The organism is Paenibacillus etheri, from assembly GCF_001012825.1.
Taxonomy (GTDB): domain Bacteria; phylum Bacillota; class Bacilli; order Paenibacillales; family Paenibacillaceae; genus Paenibacillus_AQ; species Paenibacillus_AQ etheri.
The window spans coordinates 28,998-48,766 of sequence record NZ_LCZJ02000014.1 but is presented as its reverse complement, the minus strand read 5'-3'; the positions used below and the strand labels follow the sequence as shown (position 1 = coordinate 48,766).

The window sequence follows — 19,769 nt, the reverse complement described above, 5'->3', positions numbered from 1 at the left end:
TTCTTATTTAATCCGGATACGAGGATCTACGATACTTAAGATAATGTCTGATAACAACGCACCGACGATGGCAGCAACCCCATAGAGGAGAACTAGAGCCGTTACTACGCTGAAATCCCGTATCGTTATCGAACTGAGAAACAGCATACCCATACCCGGATAGCTGAAGATACTTTCAACGAACACCGTACCACCGATGAGTCCAGTAATCTCATACCCGAAGAATGCAGCAATCGGCAGTAAGGAATTTCTCAGGATATGGCGGTTGTAGACGCGTGACTCTGAAGCGCCTTTGGCTCTTGCCGTGAGGATGAAATCCTTTTGTTTCGTATCAATGATCTCATTCCGCAGGTATTGTACTGTCCCCACCGTTGCAATTAGTGCCATAGATAACGCGGGCAGTAGCAGATGGTAGAATTTACTCCAGAAGTGACTTAATGTACCCGGAACTTCTCCAGGACTGACACTGCCGCTAGTAGGAAACCAATGAAAGTGAAACCCGAAGACCCATACCATTAAGAGGGCGAAAATAAACAATGGTGCAGCAAAGCCGATATAGGTGTAACCAGTAATCAGGCGATCCAGCCATGAATCGTTATAACGACCGCTAGTGATACCAAGTGGAATAGCAATAAGGTATGTAAGGATCAGCGTGACAATCGCCAGCCAAAGGGTATTCATGAGACGTTGACCGATAAGTTCAGACACAGGCATTTTGAATCGGAAAGATTGACCAAAATCCCCTTGTATCGCTTTAGTGATCCAATCCCAGTACTGGATGTACCATGGATCATTTAAGCCTAGCTTTTCTCTCATCGCGTCGATGGCCGCAGGATCAATATTTGGATCAAGCATCCCTGATAACGCATCTCCTGGCATCGCCTTCGCCATTAGAAAAACAAGAATACTTAATAGAAATATTTGAGGAATCATAATAAGAATTCTACGAACAATTATCTTCCACATATTCTCAACCTTTCTCAGGCAAGGCTACCAGATGAGTCTCGGAAATGGATTTCAATGGATAAGGCATGCCTTGTTCATCAAAATAATTCCGGTGCGCTTGTTCATATTCCATACTTACTGATTTCCTAAACTCCGTCTGCTTCTCTCTTTGCTTCGGATCAATATCAGGAATGGCAGCAATTAGACGTTTGGTATAAATATGGCGAGGATTGTCAAAAATATCTTTAGCGGTGCCTTGCTCGACATGCCGCCCTTTATACATAATCCCAATATGATCACACATATGCCTTATGATCCCGAGATCATGACTGATGAACAGAAAAGTTAGATTCAGTTCTTTTTGAATATCCTGCATAAAATTCAGCACCTGTGCCTGTACGGAAACATCCAGCGCAGAGACAGGCTCATCCGCAATAATCAACTTCGGTTTGAGTGCAATGGCTCTTGCAATACCAATCCGCTGCCGCTGCCCCCCCGAGAATTCATGTGGATATTTAAGAATATTCTCAGGGCTTAATCCAACCTGCAAAAGCAATTCCTGCACGCGGCGTTTTTCTTCCCCTGGAGACATTTTTTCGAAATTACGTAAGGGTTCAGCAATAATATCCAACACTCGTTTCTTAGGATTTAAAGAAGAGTACGGATCTTGAAAGATCATCTGAATGTCCTTGCGGATATTTTTTTGCTTACGTACACCCTTTAAAGCCAAATCCTGTCCTTCAAAAATCACACTGCCGCTAGTAATAGAATTGAGTCCGATGATTGCACGACCTGTAGTCGTCTTCCCTGATCCAGATTCACCTACCAATCCGTAGGTTTGCCCAGCTTCAATAGTAAAACTAACGTTGTCTACAGCCTTGACCTCGCCCACTACTTTTCGGAAGATGCCTCCATGGATCGGAAAATGAACCTTTAAATTTTTAACCTCAAGAAGTCCCATTGTGGCTTGCCTCCTCGCTAGTATCAGGGAAATGAAAGTTATAATGGCAGGTGCAGCGAACAAAATGTCCGGGGGCTACTTCATGGAGCTGCGGGTTCTCCTCATGCTCCCACTCCGGAATCCAAGGTGTTCGGGCCGAGAAGCGGCATCCTTTGCGCGGAAGATTCTGTAGTGGCGGGACAATCCCCTGAATCACATGAAGTCTGGATTTCTCCTCTTTAACGGTTGGAATGGAGTTCAACAAGGACCTAGTATATGGATGCTTCGGATTAGACGTTAACGTAAAAATATCTGCGATTTCTACGATTTGCCCAGCGTACATTACCGCAACCCGGTCAGCCATTTCGCTCACAACCCCTAGATCATGAGTAATTAAGATAATGCCTGCTTCCATATCGTTTTTTAATCTTTTAATAAGTTCAAGGATTTGTAGTTGGATAGTTACATCTAGTGCCGTAGTTGGCTCATCGGCGATCAAAAGCTTGGGGCTATTGGCAATCGCAATAGCAATTACAACCCTCTGCCTCATTCCACCAGATAGTTCGTGGGGATACTGCTGATATGTATGTTCGGGACGGGAGATTCCAACCTTGTTCAAAAGATCAATGACCTTCTCTTTTCTTTGCTTCTTCGAAAGCTTGGAATCATGTAGGATGAGTACTTCTTCAATCTGTGAACCGATAATCATTAGCGGATTTAAAGCGGATAAAGGATCTTGAAATATCATAGACATTTCTTGGCCGCGCAGCTTGTTGAGTGCAGCAGGAGACATAGTAACGATGTCATGACCCTTGTATTTGATTTGTCCGTCTATTTTGGCCCTTGTGTGCAATCCCATAATTGAAAAGGCGAGCGCACTTTTTCCTGAGCCGGATTCTCCAACAATGGCAAGAATCTCATTTTTGCGAACGGACAGGGTAACATCGTCTACAGCAGCATAATAGTCATCTACGATTCTGAACGATGTCGACAAATTCTTGATTTCTAGCAATTCTTCGCTCAAATTAATCCCCCTAGCAGCATAATTTCAAAATTTGCATAGTGAAATATTATGTAAATTTTAATTTAAATAACATCATTTTCATGAAACATATCAAAACATGTACTGTTATAATTATTAACACCATTAAGAATACTATAAGTACTTCCATCGGAATTAAAACTTGCTTCTCCGTAACTTTGTAGTTCATTTTAATTAACTTATGGTAAATTATCAATCTTTTCCTATAAAAAAATTTCATTCATGTGATTAAAAGTAACGTAGACAACAAAAAAACGGCACTAGGCCGCCTTTTTTTAGGAAAAATAATTTTCTATGTCACTTTAAATTTATTTGCTCTTCAGTATGAAAATGGAAGGTAATACAGTGGCTGGTCGGCTATTGTTCTCGTCGGAGTCGTTGGTTGTGGCGAATCTTAATTTCATTTCCTTGCTCAGTCGCTTGATAAAAGACACGCTGAGAAATCTCCTTAGGCAGATACTCCTGTTTCACATAATGCCCCGGGAAATTGTGCGGATATTGATACCCTTCATGCCCTAATGCAGTAGCCCCTTTATAATGGGTGTCTCTTAAGTGTAGCGGTACCTCGGCGGATTTAATCTCATCCATACTCGCCATTGCATTTGAAATCGCAGTATAGACGGCATTAGACTTCGGACTCTCCACCGCAAAAAGAATGGCTTGCGCAATATTCAGCTTCGCTTCTGGCCAACCATTATTCCGATAAGCTTCGAGCGCGCTCACGGCTTGGACCATGGCCTGCGGATTCGCCAGTCCAATATCCTCACTGCTGGCCGCAATCAGACGACGAATAAACGTCATCGGGTCCATTCCAAGCTTCTCTACCGCATATAGAAACCAGAACAATGCAGCATCACTGGAGCCACGAATGCTTTTATGAAAAGCGGAAAGCACATCATACTGCGTCGATTCATCTGCTTTCACAATAGGGCGCCGAATCGACTCTTCCGCCACCTCCAATGTGATATGCACACTTCCATCTACCTCCGGAGCAGTAGTTAACGCAGCTAATTCCAGTGCATTTAATGCCCGCCGAATATCTCCGTTGGCCATGGTAGCGATATGCAGCAATGCTTCTTCATCGACCTGAAGCTCCATGAATCCAAGCCCTCTATCTTTGTCCGCTAAAGCCCTGCGCATCGCGATCAGACTGTGTTCACTTGTTAGCGCCTCCAGCTGAAACAAGGTAGAACGGCTCATAAGTGCTCCGTTAACGTAATGGAACGGATTCTCCGTAGTTGCGCCAATAAATGTGATGGTTCCTTTTTCTACTGCTGGTAATAGCGCATCCTGACGTGAACTATTAAACCGATGTACCTCATCCAGAAAAAGAATCGTCTTAGAGCCGTAAAGTGTTTTATTATTTTGAGCTCGTTCAATGACCTCCCGCACATCCTTCACGGAAGCTTCCACCGCATTCAGGCGTACGAATTCACCTTGCGTGTGATGAGAAATGATATGAGCCAATGTTGTTTTGCCGCATCCAGGAGGTCCATAGAGCAAAATTGAAGAGACCTGATCTGCCTCAATCGCTCTTCGCAGCAGCTTTCCCCGGCCTATGATATGTTCTTGACCAATATATTCATCCAGATTCTCCGGTCTCATCCGATCCGCAAGTAACCGTCCGCCCCCGTTGTCCTCTCCCATAGAAAATAAATCCATAACTCCACTTCCTTGCTATATTCTTATAAAAGCCAATGTACATCTCCCTTTATCATACCATAGACTTATTTTTCGCAAAAAATAAAAAGAGCATGATCTCGTCTTAGAAAGGCGGGAGCCATGCTCTTTTTTCAAAATATAAGAAAGTATAGGTTTCACGCTATACTTTATCCTTATTATTTCTCGCATAACGCTTACCGTCCTTATAGGGACGCCAAAGGCGTTTATGCTTGAATTATACGCTAGCAATTTATTGCCAGCCGCATTTTTGATATGATTTTTCGAATGCTCTCTTCCGACAGATGATACTTCTTCTGAAGCTCTGCTACAGAATCGCCTTTTCGATGACAACTGAAAATTTCCTCATTGCGGTCTGCAATCTCTTTCCTTGAACCGCTGTTCTCGCCCCATCTAACCCGCTCTTCCGTTTTCTTCGGGATGTAGAGCAGTTCACCTTGGATGTATCCCTGAAGCTCTTTGAGCAAGCCAGGGGGGAGCACATCCTTCCCATTTACATAACTCAACTTGCATTTCCTCCTTCAACAGGTGTGTTCCTATGCGTCCGTCAACTACTGATAATGTAATTTCCACGTCACCTGCCTCCTTTCTTCTCCTCATATTTGGAAAAATCCGTAATTTCATTATATAAAAACCTCTTGGTAGCGTCTACATTCTAATTCATATTTCGTATACTAATGGATAAACGGTACATATATCTCTCATGTTTTGAAATAAGGAGGCCTTACGGCCTCCTCGCTTTAAGCGGGTTTCCGTCTTAGACGGAAACCACCTCGTATACTGAAATCATCTCAATCAGCCTCCTTCCAGAAGTGTTCTTGCCCGGCCGGACACTTATTATTAAGCCATACCCGTAGGGGAGTTACAAGTTCAAAAACAGTTATAACTGTTCTCCACCAGTCTTAGTTCCCTTCAGAATCGCTTTCAGCCGTCGTTTGCACATAGGAAGGCATTTCCCCATTATGGAGTAACCACAGCTCGTGAAGTGCTCGTGTACAGCCTACATACATCAGCTTCGCATCCCAAGCAGTAGCCCCGTAATGATCTTGATCGGCATCTGCTAAAATCACCGCATCAAATTCCAAACCTTTAGATAAATACACCGGTAGCACCGATAATCCACCCTGATATTGCGTCATGCTACCGTCGATCAAATGAATATCCTCAAAATGCTGCTCCAGTTCAGCGTACAGCACTGTGGCTTCACGTAGACTACGCGTTAGCACAGCCACCGTACGGTATTCCCTTCCAGACAAGGACTTCAGTGAGTTACTTATTGTCTGCAGACGAGCTAGCTCATCAGCCACCAGTTCCCCAGTCTCCTCGCCGTAGGCGATCATTCGCACGGGATCTCCACTACGAAAAACAGGAACGGCCAGCAATGAGCTTTCCACACCGGAAGATAGAATTCCATTAGCGAAGTCTATAATTTCCATGGTTGAACGATAGCTGCGTGTCAGCGCATGATAAGCCGTGTTCTCAGGGGCAAACAAGGTCTGCATCTCTTCCCATGCGTGTACGCCTTTATAGGCGTGTATGCCCTGCGACAGATCACCCAGGATCGTAAAGGAATGTCCACGTACGTATAAATCCAGCACAGCAATTTGGAAGGGGGAGAAATCCTGGGCTTCATCGATCACCACATGGTCAAAACGACTGCCGCCTTCGTTTCCATTCAAAAGATAATAAATATATAACAGAGGCGGTAAATCCTCTTCGCGTATGATTCCTTTTTTCAGCTCTTTTGCCGTTTCCTTCAGCACAGCTGCCGGAATATTCTCTGGTGGATCCACCGGCCAATCTTCCGGGACTTTAGCCGCACGGAAGATTTGCTTGTAGATCGTCAGCGGATCATACTTAGGCCATTTTGCACTGTATGCTTTTTCTCTCGCAGCACCTTTTTTCTTGCGATCCTTCATAGCTGCAGCTGACGGACTCTTCTTCAGCTCCATCTCAATCCAGCGATGTATTCGTGCCATTACACGTTCCTTACGCTTCGCTGGCGGATAAGGAGCGTACTCCTCATTATGCCAACGCAGGATCATCGACCGGCGCAGCACAGCGCCTTCCCACGGGATGAAATCCCCCTCAGGAACTGAACTTGTCTCCAGCAGCTTAATGCTAGATTCAATAATACTCATCAGAACCGTAGAGCCCTTGAAACGTCCCGGTGTCTCTTCTGTAATCACTGGCATGCCGCCAGGAGTCTCGAACCAGCGGTTCATCGTCTCCATTGCATCCTGTTCTGGAAGCTCCAGACCTAGCACATTTGCCGCCCAATCCGGAAAAGTACTCTGAGCAATATTACCTACTCCAAGTTCAGGCAGCACATCCGAGATATAATCCAGAAACATCCGGTTCGGAGCAAAAATAATCATTTTTTCTGCAGAAACCTGATCCTTGTATTGATACAGCAAAAAGGCTAACCGGTGTAGTGCAACTGTAGTTTTACCACTTCCCGCTACGCCCTGAATGATCAATGCTGTATTTTTGGCGGCACGGATAATCTTGTCCTGCTCCTCCTGGATGGTCGATACGATATCACGGAGACGATTATCTTTGTTCTCCCCCAAGCGATAGACGAGGAACTCGTCTGATACCGCAGGTGCGTCGCTCTCGCGATTGAACGTATCTGCGACCCGCTCCAGAATCTGCTTACGAATCACCACGTTGCGTTTGAGGTATACCAGTCCTTCTATCAGTCCCTCAGGAGCTTCATAGGTGGCTGGCTCCGTACCACCGGTAAACGAATAGAACAGGCTTGCTACCGGTGCGCGCCAGTCGATGACTAGCGGACGGTCGCTTACCTGCTCGCGGTCTACGCCGATTTTGCCTATATAGAGTGCCTTACGCTGCTTCTCATCCTTGCCCTGAAAATCAAGCCGTCCGAAATAAGGCTCCTGCCGAAGCTTGGCAAGATCTTTGCGCTTCTGTTCACGGTTCGCTTCTAACACCTGTTCCGTATAATCGTGTCCCGTGTACACCGGAGTCTGGTTAAGTTTCTCCAGTAAGGTGTCAATCTCAGTAAGCGCTTGATTCAGCCTGTCTTCTTCCTCTTGATAGGCACTTTGAAAGTTGTCTTCCAATTTCAGTTACCTCCTAAAAGTTTATGGAGCTTAAATTTTCATTCTCCTCATTCCCTCTTCTCACACAAAAAGGATACCCATTGTAGCATAATCAGCGCTTAAATACCAAATCTTTCAAGCGATACACCACTAGAGCACAGCTTGCAATATAAAGTTAGCTACAAACAAGCCCGCAATCCCATACAGCGCAGGGGGTACTTCCTTGCCCTTGCCCACCGCAAGCTTCACGATTGGATAAGTAATGAAACCAAAAGCCATACCATCTACGATGCTATAGGTGAATGGAATCATGACCATGATAAGAAAAGAAGGAAAGAGCTCTGTCAAATCTCCCAAGTCCATTTCACGCACATTCTGTACCATAAGCCCACCAATTACAATCAAGATCGGAGCGATTGCACTGTCTGGAATGTAGGAGAGCAGAGGGAGGAACAAGAATGTCGCCCCGAACAGAAGCCCTGCCACAAGTGAGGTCAGGCCCGAACGTCCACCTGCAGCAATGCCTGCATTAGATTCCGCAGCGGCTACTACAGGACTGCTTCCGAAGAGACCTGCAGCGATATTGGCAATAGAGAGTGCTCGTAAGCTACTCTTGAAGCGCTCAGGACGCCCTGCCATCGTCGTCTGTGAGGCGACTAGCCCGATATTTTCGAATACAACAATTAACAATAGTAAGAAAACAGCAATCCAGAACACAAGGCTCACTATGCCGCTCCAGTCCATTCCCAGAAATAAGCTTCCATAACCCGTAAATACATGCCCCGATGCCTGCTTCTCTGGCGCGTGAGCCGCTCCCAGCAAGTAGGCTAGACCTGTACCAACCAGCATACTGATTAACAAACCACCGTTAGTTCCCCGGATAAACAGCACTAAAGCGAGCAACAAGGTTACACAGGAAGTGATAACTGCTGGATCACTAAAATGTCCTATAGCGACAAACGTGGTCTGATGTGCAATCACAATCCCACTTTTTTGCAGTCCTATAAAGGTCAGAAAAAGCCCTATCCCGACTGTAATGGCATGCTGCAGGTTTTGAGGAATCGCCTCACTAAGAATTCGGTAGAGCGAGGTGAAGGCCACGATTGCGAATAACACACCGGTTATAACGACAACAGTCAGTGCCTCTCTCCAACCCAAATTCATAGAATGCACAAGTGTGTATGTGAAAAATGCGTTTATCCCCATCCCTGGTACCACGATGATCGGCGTCTTCCCGCCGAAGGCCATCAGTAGACAGCCTGTAATAGCAGTCAATAGTGTAGCTACCATCGCTGGTCTAAGCGGCATACCGGCGTCATGAAGAATGGCCGCATTCACCATCACAATATATACCGAAGCAAAATACGAGAGGATCCCAGCAGCCCATTCTCGTTTCCAGTCATTTTCAGGCGCAAGCCCTACACTATTTCGCCAAAAATTCGATTTCATGTACAAAAACCTCCACTGATATTAAGTTCCGCAGGCGGATATTACCCGGATAATAAGGCTTATAATCAGCGGCTCATCCCGGTTTAGCTATTATGCCTATTTGTGGTCTGCATCTTGCAGCCCCACCTGTTAACCACAACAAAAGGGCGTATGCAACTGGATTTCAGCTGCTCGCCCTTTTGTCCATTTTACTACTAATATCACAGCTTCAGCTCAGCGGTTCACTTACACGCTGACGCCTCCGGCCTCAAGCAAATCACGCACGGCAACACTAACCATGATCAGGCCTGCTACCGGCGGAACGAAGGCGTTACTAGCTGGTGGTTGTTTCGCTTTACGCCGATCCGGTGCATTCTCCGGAACGATCTTATCCGTAACATCCTGACGTGGCTTCATTGGCGGCTCCGTAGAGAAAACCACCTTCACGCCTTTCTTAATTCCTTCCTTACGCAGCTTCTGACGAATGACACGCGCAATAGGGTCATAAGTTGTCTTAGAAATGTCCGCTACCTGGAATCGTGTAGGATCCATTTTGTTGGCAGCGCCCATGCTTGAGATCATTGGAATTCCACGGGACAGACATTCTTTGATCAAGTGAACCTTATAAATAATCGTATCCGAAGCATCGAGCACATAGTCAGGTTTTAATTTGAACAATTCCTCATAGGTTTCTTCCGTATAGAACATGTTGAGCGCAATCGCTTCGCATTCCGGATTGATCAGCTTTACACGGTCTACCATCAGTTCAGCCTTTTTTTGACCAACCGTGGTGGTGAGTGCATGAATCTGCCGATTCACATTGGTAATGTCTACCGAATCCTTATCAATCAGAATCAATCTGCCGATGCCGGTTCGCGCTAAAGCCTCAACAGCCATACCGCCAACACCGCCGATGCCTAGCACCGCTACCGTGCTGTTCTTCATTATTTCCAGACCTTCCGGCCCGATCGCCAGTTCCGTGCGTGAGAACTGATGTAGCATGAGGTACAGCCTCCTTCAAAAGCTTTGGCGAAGCAGGAATCTGCCTCGCCCACTTCGATTAGTTATTTATTCTTTTTCTTTCTTCGGTTTAAGAGCCAGCTTAATATGCAGTTGCTCCAATTGTGAACCGTCTACTGGCGATGGTGCATCCATGAGTAGGTCTGTTGCACTTGCTGTTTTCGGGAATGCGATGGTTTCACGCAGATTTGTACGACCAGACAACAACATTACTAGACGATCTAAACCGAACGCGATACCGCCGTGTGGAGGTGTACCATATTCGAACGCATCCATCAGGTAGCCGAACTTCTCGTAAGCAACCTCTTTCGTAAATCCAAGGGCTTCGAACATTTTCTCCTGTACTTCGCGTTTGTAAATCCGCATGGAGCCTCCGCCTACTTCATAACCGTTCAGAACGATGTCATAAGCTTGTGCACGGATCGCACCTGGATCTGTGTCAAATAGATGCAGATCCTCTTCACGTGGACGAGTGAACGGATGGTGTTCTGCTACATAACGTTTCTGATCTTCGTCATATCCAAGGAGTGGGAAGTCTGTAACCCAAGCGAATTTGAACACGTTATCGTCGATCAGACCGAGTTGACGTCCAATTTTAACACGAAGGGCGCCTAGAACGTCTGCTACAACCTTTTTATTATCAGCGGAGAAGAGGAGAAGGTCGCCTTCTTCAGCGCCTGTACGTTCCTTCACAGCGGCAATTTCTTCTTCGGAGAAGAATTTTACAATCGGCCCTTTGAATTCGCCGTCTTTCACTTGAATCCATGCCAATCCTTTCGCGCCATAACGAGCGGCATAAGGTCCGAGGTCATCGATTTCTTTACGAGTCCAAGTGCCACAGCCTTTAGCATTTAGACATTTCACTTCGCCGCCTTTTTCGATTACAGAAGCGAATACCTTAACACCGCTAGTAGCAACAATATCGTTCATTTCTACAAGCTCTAATCCAAAACGCAGATCAGGTTTGTCAGAACCGTATTTGCCCATAGCATCAGCATAAGTCAAGCGTTGGAACGGAAGCTCGATATCTGCTCCTACAGTTTCCTTGAACAGACGCTGCATCAGCTTCTCCATCATACCAAGCAGTTCATCTTGTGACAGGAATGAAGTCTCAATGTCGACTTGAGTAAATTCAGGCTGACGGTCAGCACGTAAATCTTCATCACGGAAACAACGAGCAATTTGGTAATAGCGCTCAACGCCACCTACCATCAACAATTGCTTGTAGATTTGTGGAGATTGCGGCAATGCGAAGAATTCGCCTTCATGCACACGGCTTGGTACCAGATAATCACGCGCGCCTTCCGGTGAGCTTTTAGTTAGAATTGGTGTTTCTACGTCGATGAATCCTTCACTGTCAAGGAAATCACGGAAAATCTTAGAAGCTTTCGAGCGAAGCAGCAAGGTTCTTTGCATTTCTGGACGACGAAGATCCAAATAGCGATATTTGAGACGCAGAGATTCGTCTACTTCCACACCATCTTCGATGAAGAATGGAGGTGTCTTAGCTGCGTTCAGCACTTCAATATCCGTAATTTGCACTTCAATTTCACCTGTTGGCAGGTTGCGGTTAATGGTCTCCTCATCACGTTTAACAACTTTACCTTTAACAGCCAGGACGTATTCACTACGAACCTTATCAGCAATTTGCAAGGCTTCGCCAGAGTAGTCTGGGTTAAATACAACTTGTACAATACCGCTTCTGTCACGCAGATCAATAAATAGTACGCCCCCAAGGTCGCGGCGAGTCTGCACCCATCCGTTCAAGGTTACCGTCTGTCCAATATGTTCTGGTGTTAACTGTCCACACTGATGACTTCTTTGCATAATTTATCATTCCCCTTCATGGTTAAAAATACATTTTTAATCTTTCTCTATACAGTCACCATAAGACGTTAGTCAGATGGTCTAAACTAGTGCCTGACCCAGTTCTTCCAACTTCACGGTGCGTTGCTCCCCTGTATTCATCGACTTCACGGTAATTACACCATTCTTCAGCTCATCTTCGCCAAGAATCGCAGTATAACGTGCTGACATACGGTCTGCCGATTTCATCTGTGCCTTCATCTTCCGGCCTAGGTAGTCGCGTTCTGCTGAGAACCCTTGGCTACGCAGAATATATAGCTGCTTAGAGATTTCGATATCAGCTTCTTCACCGAGAGCTACGAAGTACACATCCAGCGGTTTCGCCGTCTCCAGCTCTACCTTCTGATCCTCCAAAATGAGGAGAATTCGTTCAAGCCCAATCCCAAACCCAATACCCGGTTGATCCGGTCCACCAATTTCTTCAACCAAACCGTTGTACCGGCCTCCGCCGCCCACGGTATCAATCGAACCAATACCTGCTGCTTTATATTCAAACGCTGTATGCGTGTAATAATCCAGTCCTCTGACTAAACGAGGGTTAATGGTGAATTCCACTCCCATGATGTTAAGGTGCATCTTCACCTTCTCAAAATGAGTGGTGCACTCTTCATCCAGACTATCCAAAATGGAAGGTGCATCTGTAAATTTATCCTGATCTACCTTGCAATCCAGCACGCGAAGCGGATTACGCTCAATACGACGCTGACAGTCACTGCAAAGGGTATCCTTCATCGGTCTTAAGAAACCCAATAGTTTCTCCCGATAAGCTGCACGGCTAGGTGCGTTACCAACAGAATTGATTTCCACTCTTACATCCTTAAGGCCAAGATCTTTATAGAATTGATAGCCTAAGGAGACTACTTCAGCATCAATAGCCGGATCCACAGCTCCAAAAGCCTCAATACCAAACTGATGGAATTGACGATATCTTCCTGCCTGTGGACGCTCATAACGGAACATGGGTCCAATATAATACAGCTTACTTACATCCGGTTCACCATATAGTTTGTTCTGAACATAAGCTCGGACTACACCAGCCGTTCCTTCAGGACGCAGCGCCAAATCGCGATCGCCTTTATCCTTAAACGTGTACATCTCGCCTTCTACAATATCCGTTGTTTCGCCTACCCCACGCTCGAATAACCCCGTGTGCTCGAACATCGGTGTACGGATTTCACGGTAATTGAAACGACGGCATAAATCTCTAGCCTTCCCCTCAATATACTGCCATTTCTCCACAGCTCCCGGAAGCACATCCTGCGTTCCTGTAGGTTTCTCGAATCTTTCTTTAGCCACAGTCTATCCCTCCTAAGAAATACCCCTCTAAAACTGCTCTCTTCATCACTTCATCATGCTAAACAAAACAAAAAATCCCCCGCCCTGTTTATAAAAAACAGGGACGAGGGATTATCATAACCAATAATACACCCGTGGTACCACCCACATTCCGGATCAGAACCATTCTGAATCCGCTCAAAGCGGTTAACGCCCGCCTACGCATAACGGCTACTGATCGCGGCAATATACATTGCCCACTTTCGCCGTACGTTCTCGGGGAGGTCATTCATTCGCTCATCAACAGAATCCTTGCAGCCAAGCAGAAACGATAAATCATCCATTGAACCGAATGTCATCTGAATCTACAGGGGATTCCTCTCTGGGGTTGTGGGTCCTCGAATTACTTGTTCCCGTCATCAAAACCATATGATAAAATCGTATATTTTTAAATTCTACTGAACTACTGTGCTAAAGTCAAGGCAGGAAATACGAAGCTGAATAAAAAATTCGACAATTTCAACTTCTTACCTATAATTTCAACCGTTACAAAAAAAATGACCTGCAGCCAAATGCTGCAGGTCCATCATCATATATTATTAAAAAGGGGGTCATGCCTTTATTATAAACACGCTATATTAAGGAAACATGTATGTAATATTACGATTATATTACATTCATGAAAGCGGTTTATCTTAATAGACTGTTGTTAATCGAATTGCTCAACAAATGCCCCTTTGCCCCGAAGGGTTTCCACAACCTCATTATAATTCTCTTCTGCAACACTTAAGTCCATCACATAACGAAGTTCACTTAAATCCCCATCTTCGAGCTCTCCATCTGCTACATCCGCACTAACCTGATCTTCATCCACACTATAATGAGTCTCAGGTTCATCCCGAGTTTCGGAGGCGGCAACACCAGGGGCCAACATAACTCCAGCTGCCGGAGTGCTACCCGTTCCAAGCGTCCCTACTGTGCCTGCAGCTAACGTTGTATTACTAAGTGGCGCTATCGGAAACAGAATTCTACGATCTTCCCCAATAGGATCCGTGAGTGGCCAGACCACTAAACCATCCACCTTATAACTAATCAATGCTATTTTAGCACCTTCTGCTTCATTTTCCGTTCTAAAATAGGCTTGGATTTTTCTGGTCATTACCATTACCTCCTTAGATTATAAGACTAAGTGTTATAAATTTCTATTTCAGGACCTTCAATATTTCACGAACGAACGCAGGCTCATCTTTCAGTGTACGCGAAGTAATGTAATTACGATCAACTACCACTTCTTCATCTTTAAACTCCGCACCGGCGTTCACAACATCATCTTTTAGCGGAGGATAACAGGTGATGGTACGTCCCTTAAGCAAGTCTGCACTGCTCAGAATTTGGGGTCCGTGACAAATAGAAGCGATAGGCTTAACAGCTTCGTTTGCTTCTTTCACAAACTTCAAAAATATCTGTATTTTGCCGTAAATTTTCTGGGGAAGATCCCCCTGGAATTAGAATCGCGTAAGGCCTCCCCCTTCTTTAAACCAATAATGTCAGCTTGATGTCCTGCCTTTATAACTTCATCATAAGGAACCTTCATCTCAGAAAAATCATTAGCTAGTAAAAATGCAACATTACTCATGTGATAAGTTCTCCTCTCTGCTTGTGCATAGGAATAAGTACTTATTGATCTTTCTTGTCGTCTATTACCCTTATCACAATGATTTCTAACCTTTAATTATAAAATATCTCCCGTTACCTGCATCAAAAAGCCGCCTCTACCACCCGTTTCAGGTACGCGGTAAGAGATTACGGCTTCTTCCTTTGATTACTTGAGATTCAATCTCTTCTTCCGTCTTTTTAGCTAATGCATAGGCTTCTACAGGGCTCCCAGTCGCTAGTGCCGGGATGCTTCTCCATGCCCATGCCTTCTGTGATTGTCTCATTGCCTAAGCTCCTTGCATCGTGAATGATATCTATCTGCATTTAGTTTATCCAGGTCACAGAGGCTCTATCCTCACAAGATTCTTACTCACAGCTCAGTCACAATAAAAAAAGATGTCGAAAGCTCGCTCAGTTAAGGAGCAACTTTCGACATCTTTTTTTGTTAACCGCGACTATCTAAAATGAGAGTAACCGGGCCCCAATTGGTGAGAGACACATCCATCATCGCTCCAAATACACCCGTCTCCACCTGAAGGCCTCCAGCTCTAAGCTCTTGGTTAAAATAATCATAAAGTCGCTCGGCCTCCACAGGAGCTGCTGCTCCCATGAAATTCGGCCGTCTCCCCTTACGACAATCTCCGTATAAAGTAAACTGGGATACCGAAAGAATCGCTCCCTCAGTCTCCGTGACACTGTAGTTCATTTTACCAGCATCATCTTCAAAAATACGCAGTCCTGCTATTTTGTCCGCCAAATATTTGGCATCCTTTTCTGTATCTTCATGCGTAACGCCAACTAGCAGCATTAAGCCTTTGCCAATCTCTCCGGTCACAGTCTCATCCACGGTTACTTTGGCGTCCTTGCAACGCTGTACTACAACTCTCATCGTACTACTCCGCCCCTTGCCTTATTGCATGATCCGATTCACTGTATATACATCCTTAACCCGTTTCACTTTATCTACAACGGATTGCAGATGCTCCGTATTACGGATGAGAATGGTCATATGAATCATTGCCATCTTATTCTTATCAGAGCGCCCAGTGACCGCGGAAATGTTCGTTTTACTCTCGGAAACCGCCTGCAGCACTTCATTGAGCAGTCCATTACGATCATGACCTGTAATCTCAATATCCACACTGTAGTTTGCTTCCATCGTACCTTCCCATTCCACTTCAATCACTCTTGCTGCTTCTTCTCCGTCACCTTCACCCGGAATGTTAGGACAATCCTGGCGATGTACAGATACACCCCGGCCCCGTGTAACATACCCTACAATATCGTCACCCGGCACCGGATTACAACATCGTGCAAAACGGACAAGTAAATTTTCAATTCCTTTTACACATACGCCATTGGTGGGTTGATTACGTTTTTCACCGGAAGACTTGATCTCCTTCATCTCTGAAGTGAGCTCTAAATGATTAGCAGCTTCTTCCTGCTCTTTACGCAGCTTTTCCGTCAAACGAGAGGCAATCTGCGAAGCGGTAATCCCACCAAATCCAACGGCAGATAACATATCTTCTACATCATTAAAAGCAAATTTCTTAGCAGCTTCTAAAAGTTTCTCATCGGAAATCCACTCAGAAACCTCGACATTCAGACGCTTCAGCTCACGTTCAATCGCTTCGCGACCTTTTTCGACATTTTCTTCACGTTTTTCTTTTTTGAACCATTGCTTAATTTTGCTTCTTGCGTGAGAGGATTGTGCAATTTTGAGCCAGTCACGGCTAGGCCCGTAAGAATGCTTCGACGTCAATATCTCTACAATATCGCCTGTCTTCAGCTTGTGATCCAGCGGTACGATCCGCCCGTTCACCTTAGAACCAATCGTGCGATTCCCCACTTCCGTGTGAATACGGAAAGCGAAATCAAGCGGTACAGAACCCGCAGGAAGCTCAATAACCTCGCCTTTAGGTGTAAACACGAACACGAGATCTGAGAAAAAGTCCATTTTGAGTGATTTTACGAACTCTTCGGCATCCTTGGCCTCATGCTGCAGCTCCAATATTTCGCGAAAAAAAGGCATCCGATTCTCCGGATTAACATTATTGCTAGTTCCTTCTTTGTATGCCCAGTGTGCTGCTATCCCGTATTCAGCCGTGCGATGCATTTCCCAAGTGCGAATTTGCACTTCGGTCGGCTCTCCGCCAGGACCTACCACTGTAGTATGCAAAGATTGATACATATTGGCTTTGGGCATAGCTATATAATCTTTGAATCGACCTGGCATTGGCTTCCAAAGGGTATGAATAATTCCGAGGGTTGCATAACAATCCTTGATATTATCCACAATGATACGGATGGCCAACAGGTCATAAATCTCATTAAACTGTTTGTTTTTCGTGCTCATTTTGTTATAGACACTGTAAATATGCTTCGGACGTCCTGAAAGGTCGCCTTCAATGCCCATTTCATCTAGCTTGGCACGAATACGGCCAATTACGCTGTCAATAAATTGCTCACGTTCTGCCCGCTTCTTATGCACCAGATTAGCAATGCGATAATACTGCTGCGGATTCAAGTAACGAAGCGCAATATCCTCCATCTCCCACTTAATCGCGGAAATCCCCAGACGATCAGCCACAGGACAGAAAATCTCCAACGTTTCGTAAGAAATACGACGCTGGCTCTCTTCAGATTGATACTTTAACGTACGCATATTATGCAGGCGATCCGCTAGTTTAATAACAATGACCCGGATATCCTGCGCCATCGCAATAAACATCTTACGGTAATTCTCGTTCTGCTGCTCTTCCTTTGAGCGAAAACGGATGCGCTCCAGCTTGGTTAAGCCGTCGACAAGCATCGCGCAGGTATCGCCAAATTTCGCGCGGATTTGTTCCAATGAGACCGTCGTATCTTCCACAACATCATGCAAAAGCGCCGCAACAATAGATATAACATCCATTTGCATATTGACGACAATATCTGCCACCGCCAGCGGATGCAGAATGTATGGCTCCCCCGACTTGCGGATCTGCCCGTGATGAGCCTGATCGGCAAATTCATAAGCTTCCCGGATGCGGAGAAGATCTTTATCTTTTATATAGGCGCCAGCCTTATCAATTAATCGCTCTATGCCCATTCTCGTCGTATCCGTTTCCTTTCTATAATAAAATGAACCCGCAATCATTCTAAAATCTGCAGGTTCCAATCATTTCGCAAGCAACTTACGCTCTTGTTCAAAGTTGTCTATAATTATGACGCTTACGAAGGATTACGTCAACACTTGCCATCTCATGGTATTCAAGAAGTAAAAGTTATGAAAATCGGACAAATTAATAACACTTGTGAAAATGTTGTTGTAAAAATGCACAGTTCTATTTAATCTAGTAAAGGCGGATTTTCGCTGGACAACATCATATCCATTAAGAAAGAGGAGTGAACTCCATTGCAACGCGAAATTCAAGTTAATGAAAAACTTCCATGGGGCCCCGGTTTTCTATTAAGCCTTCAGCATTTGTTCGCCATGTTTGGCAGTACAGTGCTAGTGCCTAACTTGTTCGGGGTTGACCCTGGCATGATTTTGCTGATGAACGGTATCGGCACACTGCTATACATTTGGATTTGCCGTGGTAAAATACCTGCTTACCTTGGCTCCAGCTTTGCATTTATCGCACCAGTATTGTCAGTGCTTGGCGATCATAAAGATGATCATATGAAAGGGTACTCGCTTGCTTTGGGCGCTTTCATCATCACTGGTGTTATCTTTGTGCTCGTTGCTCTGATCATCCGTTATGCAGGCACAAAATGGATCGATGTTGTCTTCCCACCAGCAGTAATGGGAGCTATCGTAGCAACGATCGGATTAGAACTTGTGCCTGTTGCCGCACGAATGGCAGGACTTATTGCCCCTGAAGGTGTTGCAGCTGCAGACTGGATTCCAGATGGTAAAGCAATCACACTTTCTATGGTGACACTGGGCGTAACCGTAATTGGAGCTGTGCTCTTCCGTGGTTTCCCAAAAATCATTCACATCCTCATCGGTATCGTAACTGGTTATGGCTTAGCTTATATTTTGAAAATGGTGGATACTGCTGCAATATCTAATGCGAATTTTTTAGCACATCCTACCATTGTTACTCCTTCATTTGATTGGAATGTAATCCTGACTATCATCCCGGTATCACTGGTAGTAATCGTTGAACATATTGGACACTTACTTGTAACCAGCAATATTGTTGGCAGAGATCTGGCTAAAGACCCTGGACTTGATCGCTCTCTGATGGGTAACGGGATATCTACAATTATCTCCGGTTTTATCGGTTCTACTCCAAATACAACCTACGGTGAGAATATCGGGGTTATGGCGTTAACTAAAGTTTATTCTGTATATGTGATTGGTGGCGCAGCAGTGATTGCAATTCTGCTCTCATTCTCAGGTACTTTCTCCTCCGTTATCGCTAATATACCTACACCTGTAATGGGTGGTGTATCCTTACTGTTGTTCGGTGTAATTGCCGCATCCGGCTTACGGATCTTCGTTGAGCAAAAAGTTGATTTTTCCAAGGCTACTAACATGATTATGGCTACCTTGGTGCTCGTTGTTGGAATTAGTGGTGCAACCCTTACTATGGGCAGCGTAAAACTCAGTGGTATGGCTCTAGCTACGATTGTTGGTATCGTTCTAGCCCTATTCTTCAAACTCATTGAAGTTCTTGGACTGTCCAATGAAGGTGGAGAAAGCGATAAAGCCGCTCACTAATTTATTTATGAATTAATAGATCAAAAAGACTGCCCAGATCCATTCATGGATTGGGCAGTCTTTTTTTGTATTCTTTTGACCAAAAAATGCAAAACAGCAACTCCCCGCTAATAATGACAGAGATTTTCCGTTTGCACTTTT

At 45.0% G+C, this 19,769-nt stretch carries 16 protein-coding genes and 1 pseudogene; 1 reads left to right on the top strand and 16 read right to left on the bottom strand.

Annotated elements, in window-relative coordinates; all coding sequences use genetic code 11:
• Window positions 1–3 precede the first annotated feature (3 nt).
• The 16 genes and pseudogenes from opp4B to UQ64_RS02255 all read right to left on the bottom strand — a co-directional run bounded on the left by opp4B (window position 4) and on the right by UQ64_RS02255 (window position 18,008).
• On the bottom strand, window positions 4–966 hold the full coding sequence (opp4B, locus tag UQ64_RS02320) for an oligopeptide ABC transporter permease (RefSeq protein WP_060621921.1): 963 nt from the start codon (window positions 964–966) through the stop codon (window positions 4–6).
• 4 nt (window positions 967–970) lie between these two features.
• Complete coding sequence (locus tag UQ64_RS02315) at window positions 971–1,906, bottom strand: ABC transporter ATP-binding protein (RefSeq protein WP_060621920.1); 936 nt, start codon at window positions 1,904–1,906, stop codon at window positions 971–973.
• Complete coding sequence (locus UQ64_RS02310; RefSeq protein ID WP_060621919.1) at window positions 1,893–2,909, bottom strand: ABC transporter ATP-binding protein; 1,017 nt, start codon at window positions 2,907–2,909, stop codon at window positions 1,893–1,895. Before UQ64_RS02310 ends, UQ64_RS02315 begins: the two co-directional genes overlap by 14 nt.
• 375 nt (window positions 2,910–3,284) lie before the next feature.
• Window positions 3,285–4,589: a replication-associated recombination protein A gene (locus tag UQ64_RS02305; RefSeq protein ID WP_060621918.1), complete on the bottom strand. Its 1,305-nt coding sequence runs from the start codon at window positions 4,587–4,589 to the stop codon at window positions 3,285–3,287.
• 242 nt (window positions 4,590–4,831) lie between these two features.
• The gene (locus UQ64_RS02300) at window positions 4,832–5,113 is read right to left on the bottom strand and encodes a CD3324 family protein (RefSeq protein ID WP_060621917.1); all 282 of its coding nucleotides are present in this window, start codon (window positions 5,111–5,113) and stop codon (window positions 4,832–4,834) included.
• A gap of 396 nt (window positions 5,114–5,509) precedes the next feature.
• The gene (locus UQ64_RS02295) at window positions 5,510–7,693 is read right to left on the bottom strand and encodes a HelD family protein (RefSeq protein ID WP_060621916.1); all 2,184 of its coding nucleotides are present in this window, start codon (window positions 7,691–7,693) and stop codon (window positions 5,510–5,512) included.
• A 129-nt stretch (window positions 7,694–7,822) separates the two neighbouring features.
• On the bottom strand, window positions 7,823–9,121 hold the full coding sequence (locus tag UQ64_RS02290) for an NCS2 family permease (RefSeq protein WP_060621915.1): 1,299 nt from the start codon (window positions 9,119–9,121) through the stop codon (window positions 7,823–7,825).
• 225 nt (window positions 9,122–9,346) lie between these two features.
• Window positions 9,347–10,102: a tRNA threonylcarbamoyladenosine dehydratase gene (locus tag UQ64_RS02285; RefSeq protein WP_060621914.1), complete on the bottom strand. Its 756-nt coding sequence runs from the start codon at window positions 10,100–10,102 to the stop codon at window positions 9,347–9,349.
• 66 nt (window positions 10,103–10,168) lie between these two features.
• Window positions 10,169–11,947: an aspartate--tRNA ligase gene (gene aspS / locus UQ64_RS02280; protein ID WP_042191089.1), complete on the bottom strand. Its 1,779-nt coding sequence runs from the start codon at window positions 11,945–11,947 to the stop codon at window positions 10,169–10,171.
• An 81-nt stretch (window positions 11,948–12,028) separates the two neighbouring features.
• Complete coding sequence (hisS, locus tag UQ64_RS02275) at window positions 12,029–13,282, bottom strand: histidine--tRNA ligase (RefSeq protein ID WP_060621913.1); 1,254 nt, start codon at window positions 13,280–13,282, stop codon at window positions 12,029–12,031.
• 197 nt (window positions 13,283–13,479) lie between these two features.
• Complete coding sequence (locus tag UQ64_RS32510; RefSeq protein WP_256716317.1) at window positions 13,480–13,605, bottom strand: hypothetical protein; 126 nt, start codon at window positions 13,603–13,605, stop codon at window positions 13,480–13,482.
• Window positions 13,606–13,970: 365 nt separating this feature from the next.
• A complete protein-coding gene (locus UQ64_RS02270; RefSeq protein WP_060621912.1) occupies window positions 13,971–14,420 on the bottom strand; it encodes a hypothetical protein in 450 nt (149 codons plus the stop codon).
• Window positions 14,421–14,463: 43 nt separating this feature from the next.
• Window positions 14,464–14,897, bottom strand: a pseudogene (locus UQ64_RS02265) (DJ-1/PfpI family protein).
• Between the two features lie 148 nt (window positions 14,898–15,045).
• Entirely contained in the window at window positions 15,046–15,201 is a 156-nt protein-coding gene (locus UQ64_RS30615; protein WP_156417426.1) for a hypothetical protein, read from the bottom strand.
• Window positions 15,202–15,362: 161 nt separating this feature from the next.
• The gene (dtd, locus tag UQ64_RS02260) at window positions 15,363–15,806 is read right to left on the bottom strand and encodes a D-aminoacyl-tRNA deacylase (RefSeq protein WP_060621911.1); all 444 of its coding nucleotides are present in this window, start codon (window positions 15,804–15,806) and stop codon (window positions 15,363–15,365) included.
• Window positions 15,807–15,827: 21 nt separating this feature from the next.
• Window positions 15,828–18,008 (bottom strand): RelA/SpoT family protein, encoded by a 2,181-nt coding sequence (locus tag UQ64_RS02255; protein ID WP_060622034.1) that lies wholly within the window; start codon window positions 18,006–18,008, stop codon window positions 15,828–15,830.
• Window positions 18,009–18,314: 306 nt separating this feature from the next.
• On the opposite strand from UQ64_RS02255, the gene uraA reads away from it, so the two are divergent.
• A complete protein-coding gene (gene uraA / locus UQ64_RS02250; protein ID WP_060621910.1) occupies window positions 18,315–19,628 on the top strand; it encodes a uracil permease in 1,314 nt (437 codons plus the stop codon).
• The last annotated feature ends 141 nt before the right edge of the window (window positions 19,629–19,769 follow it).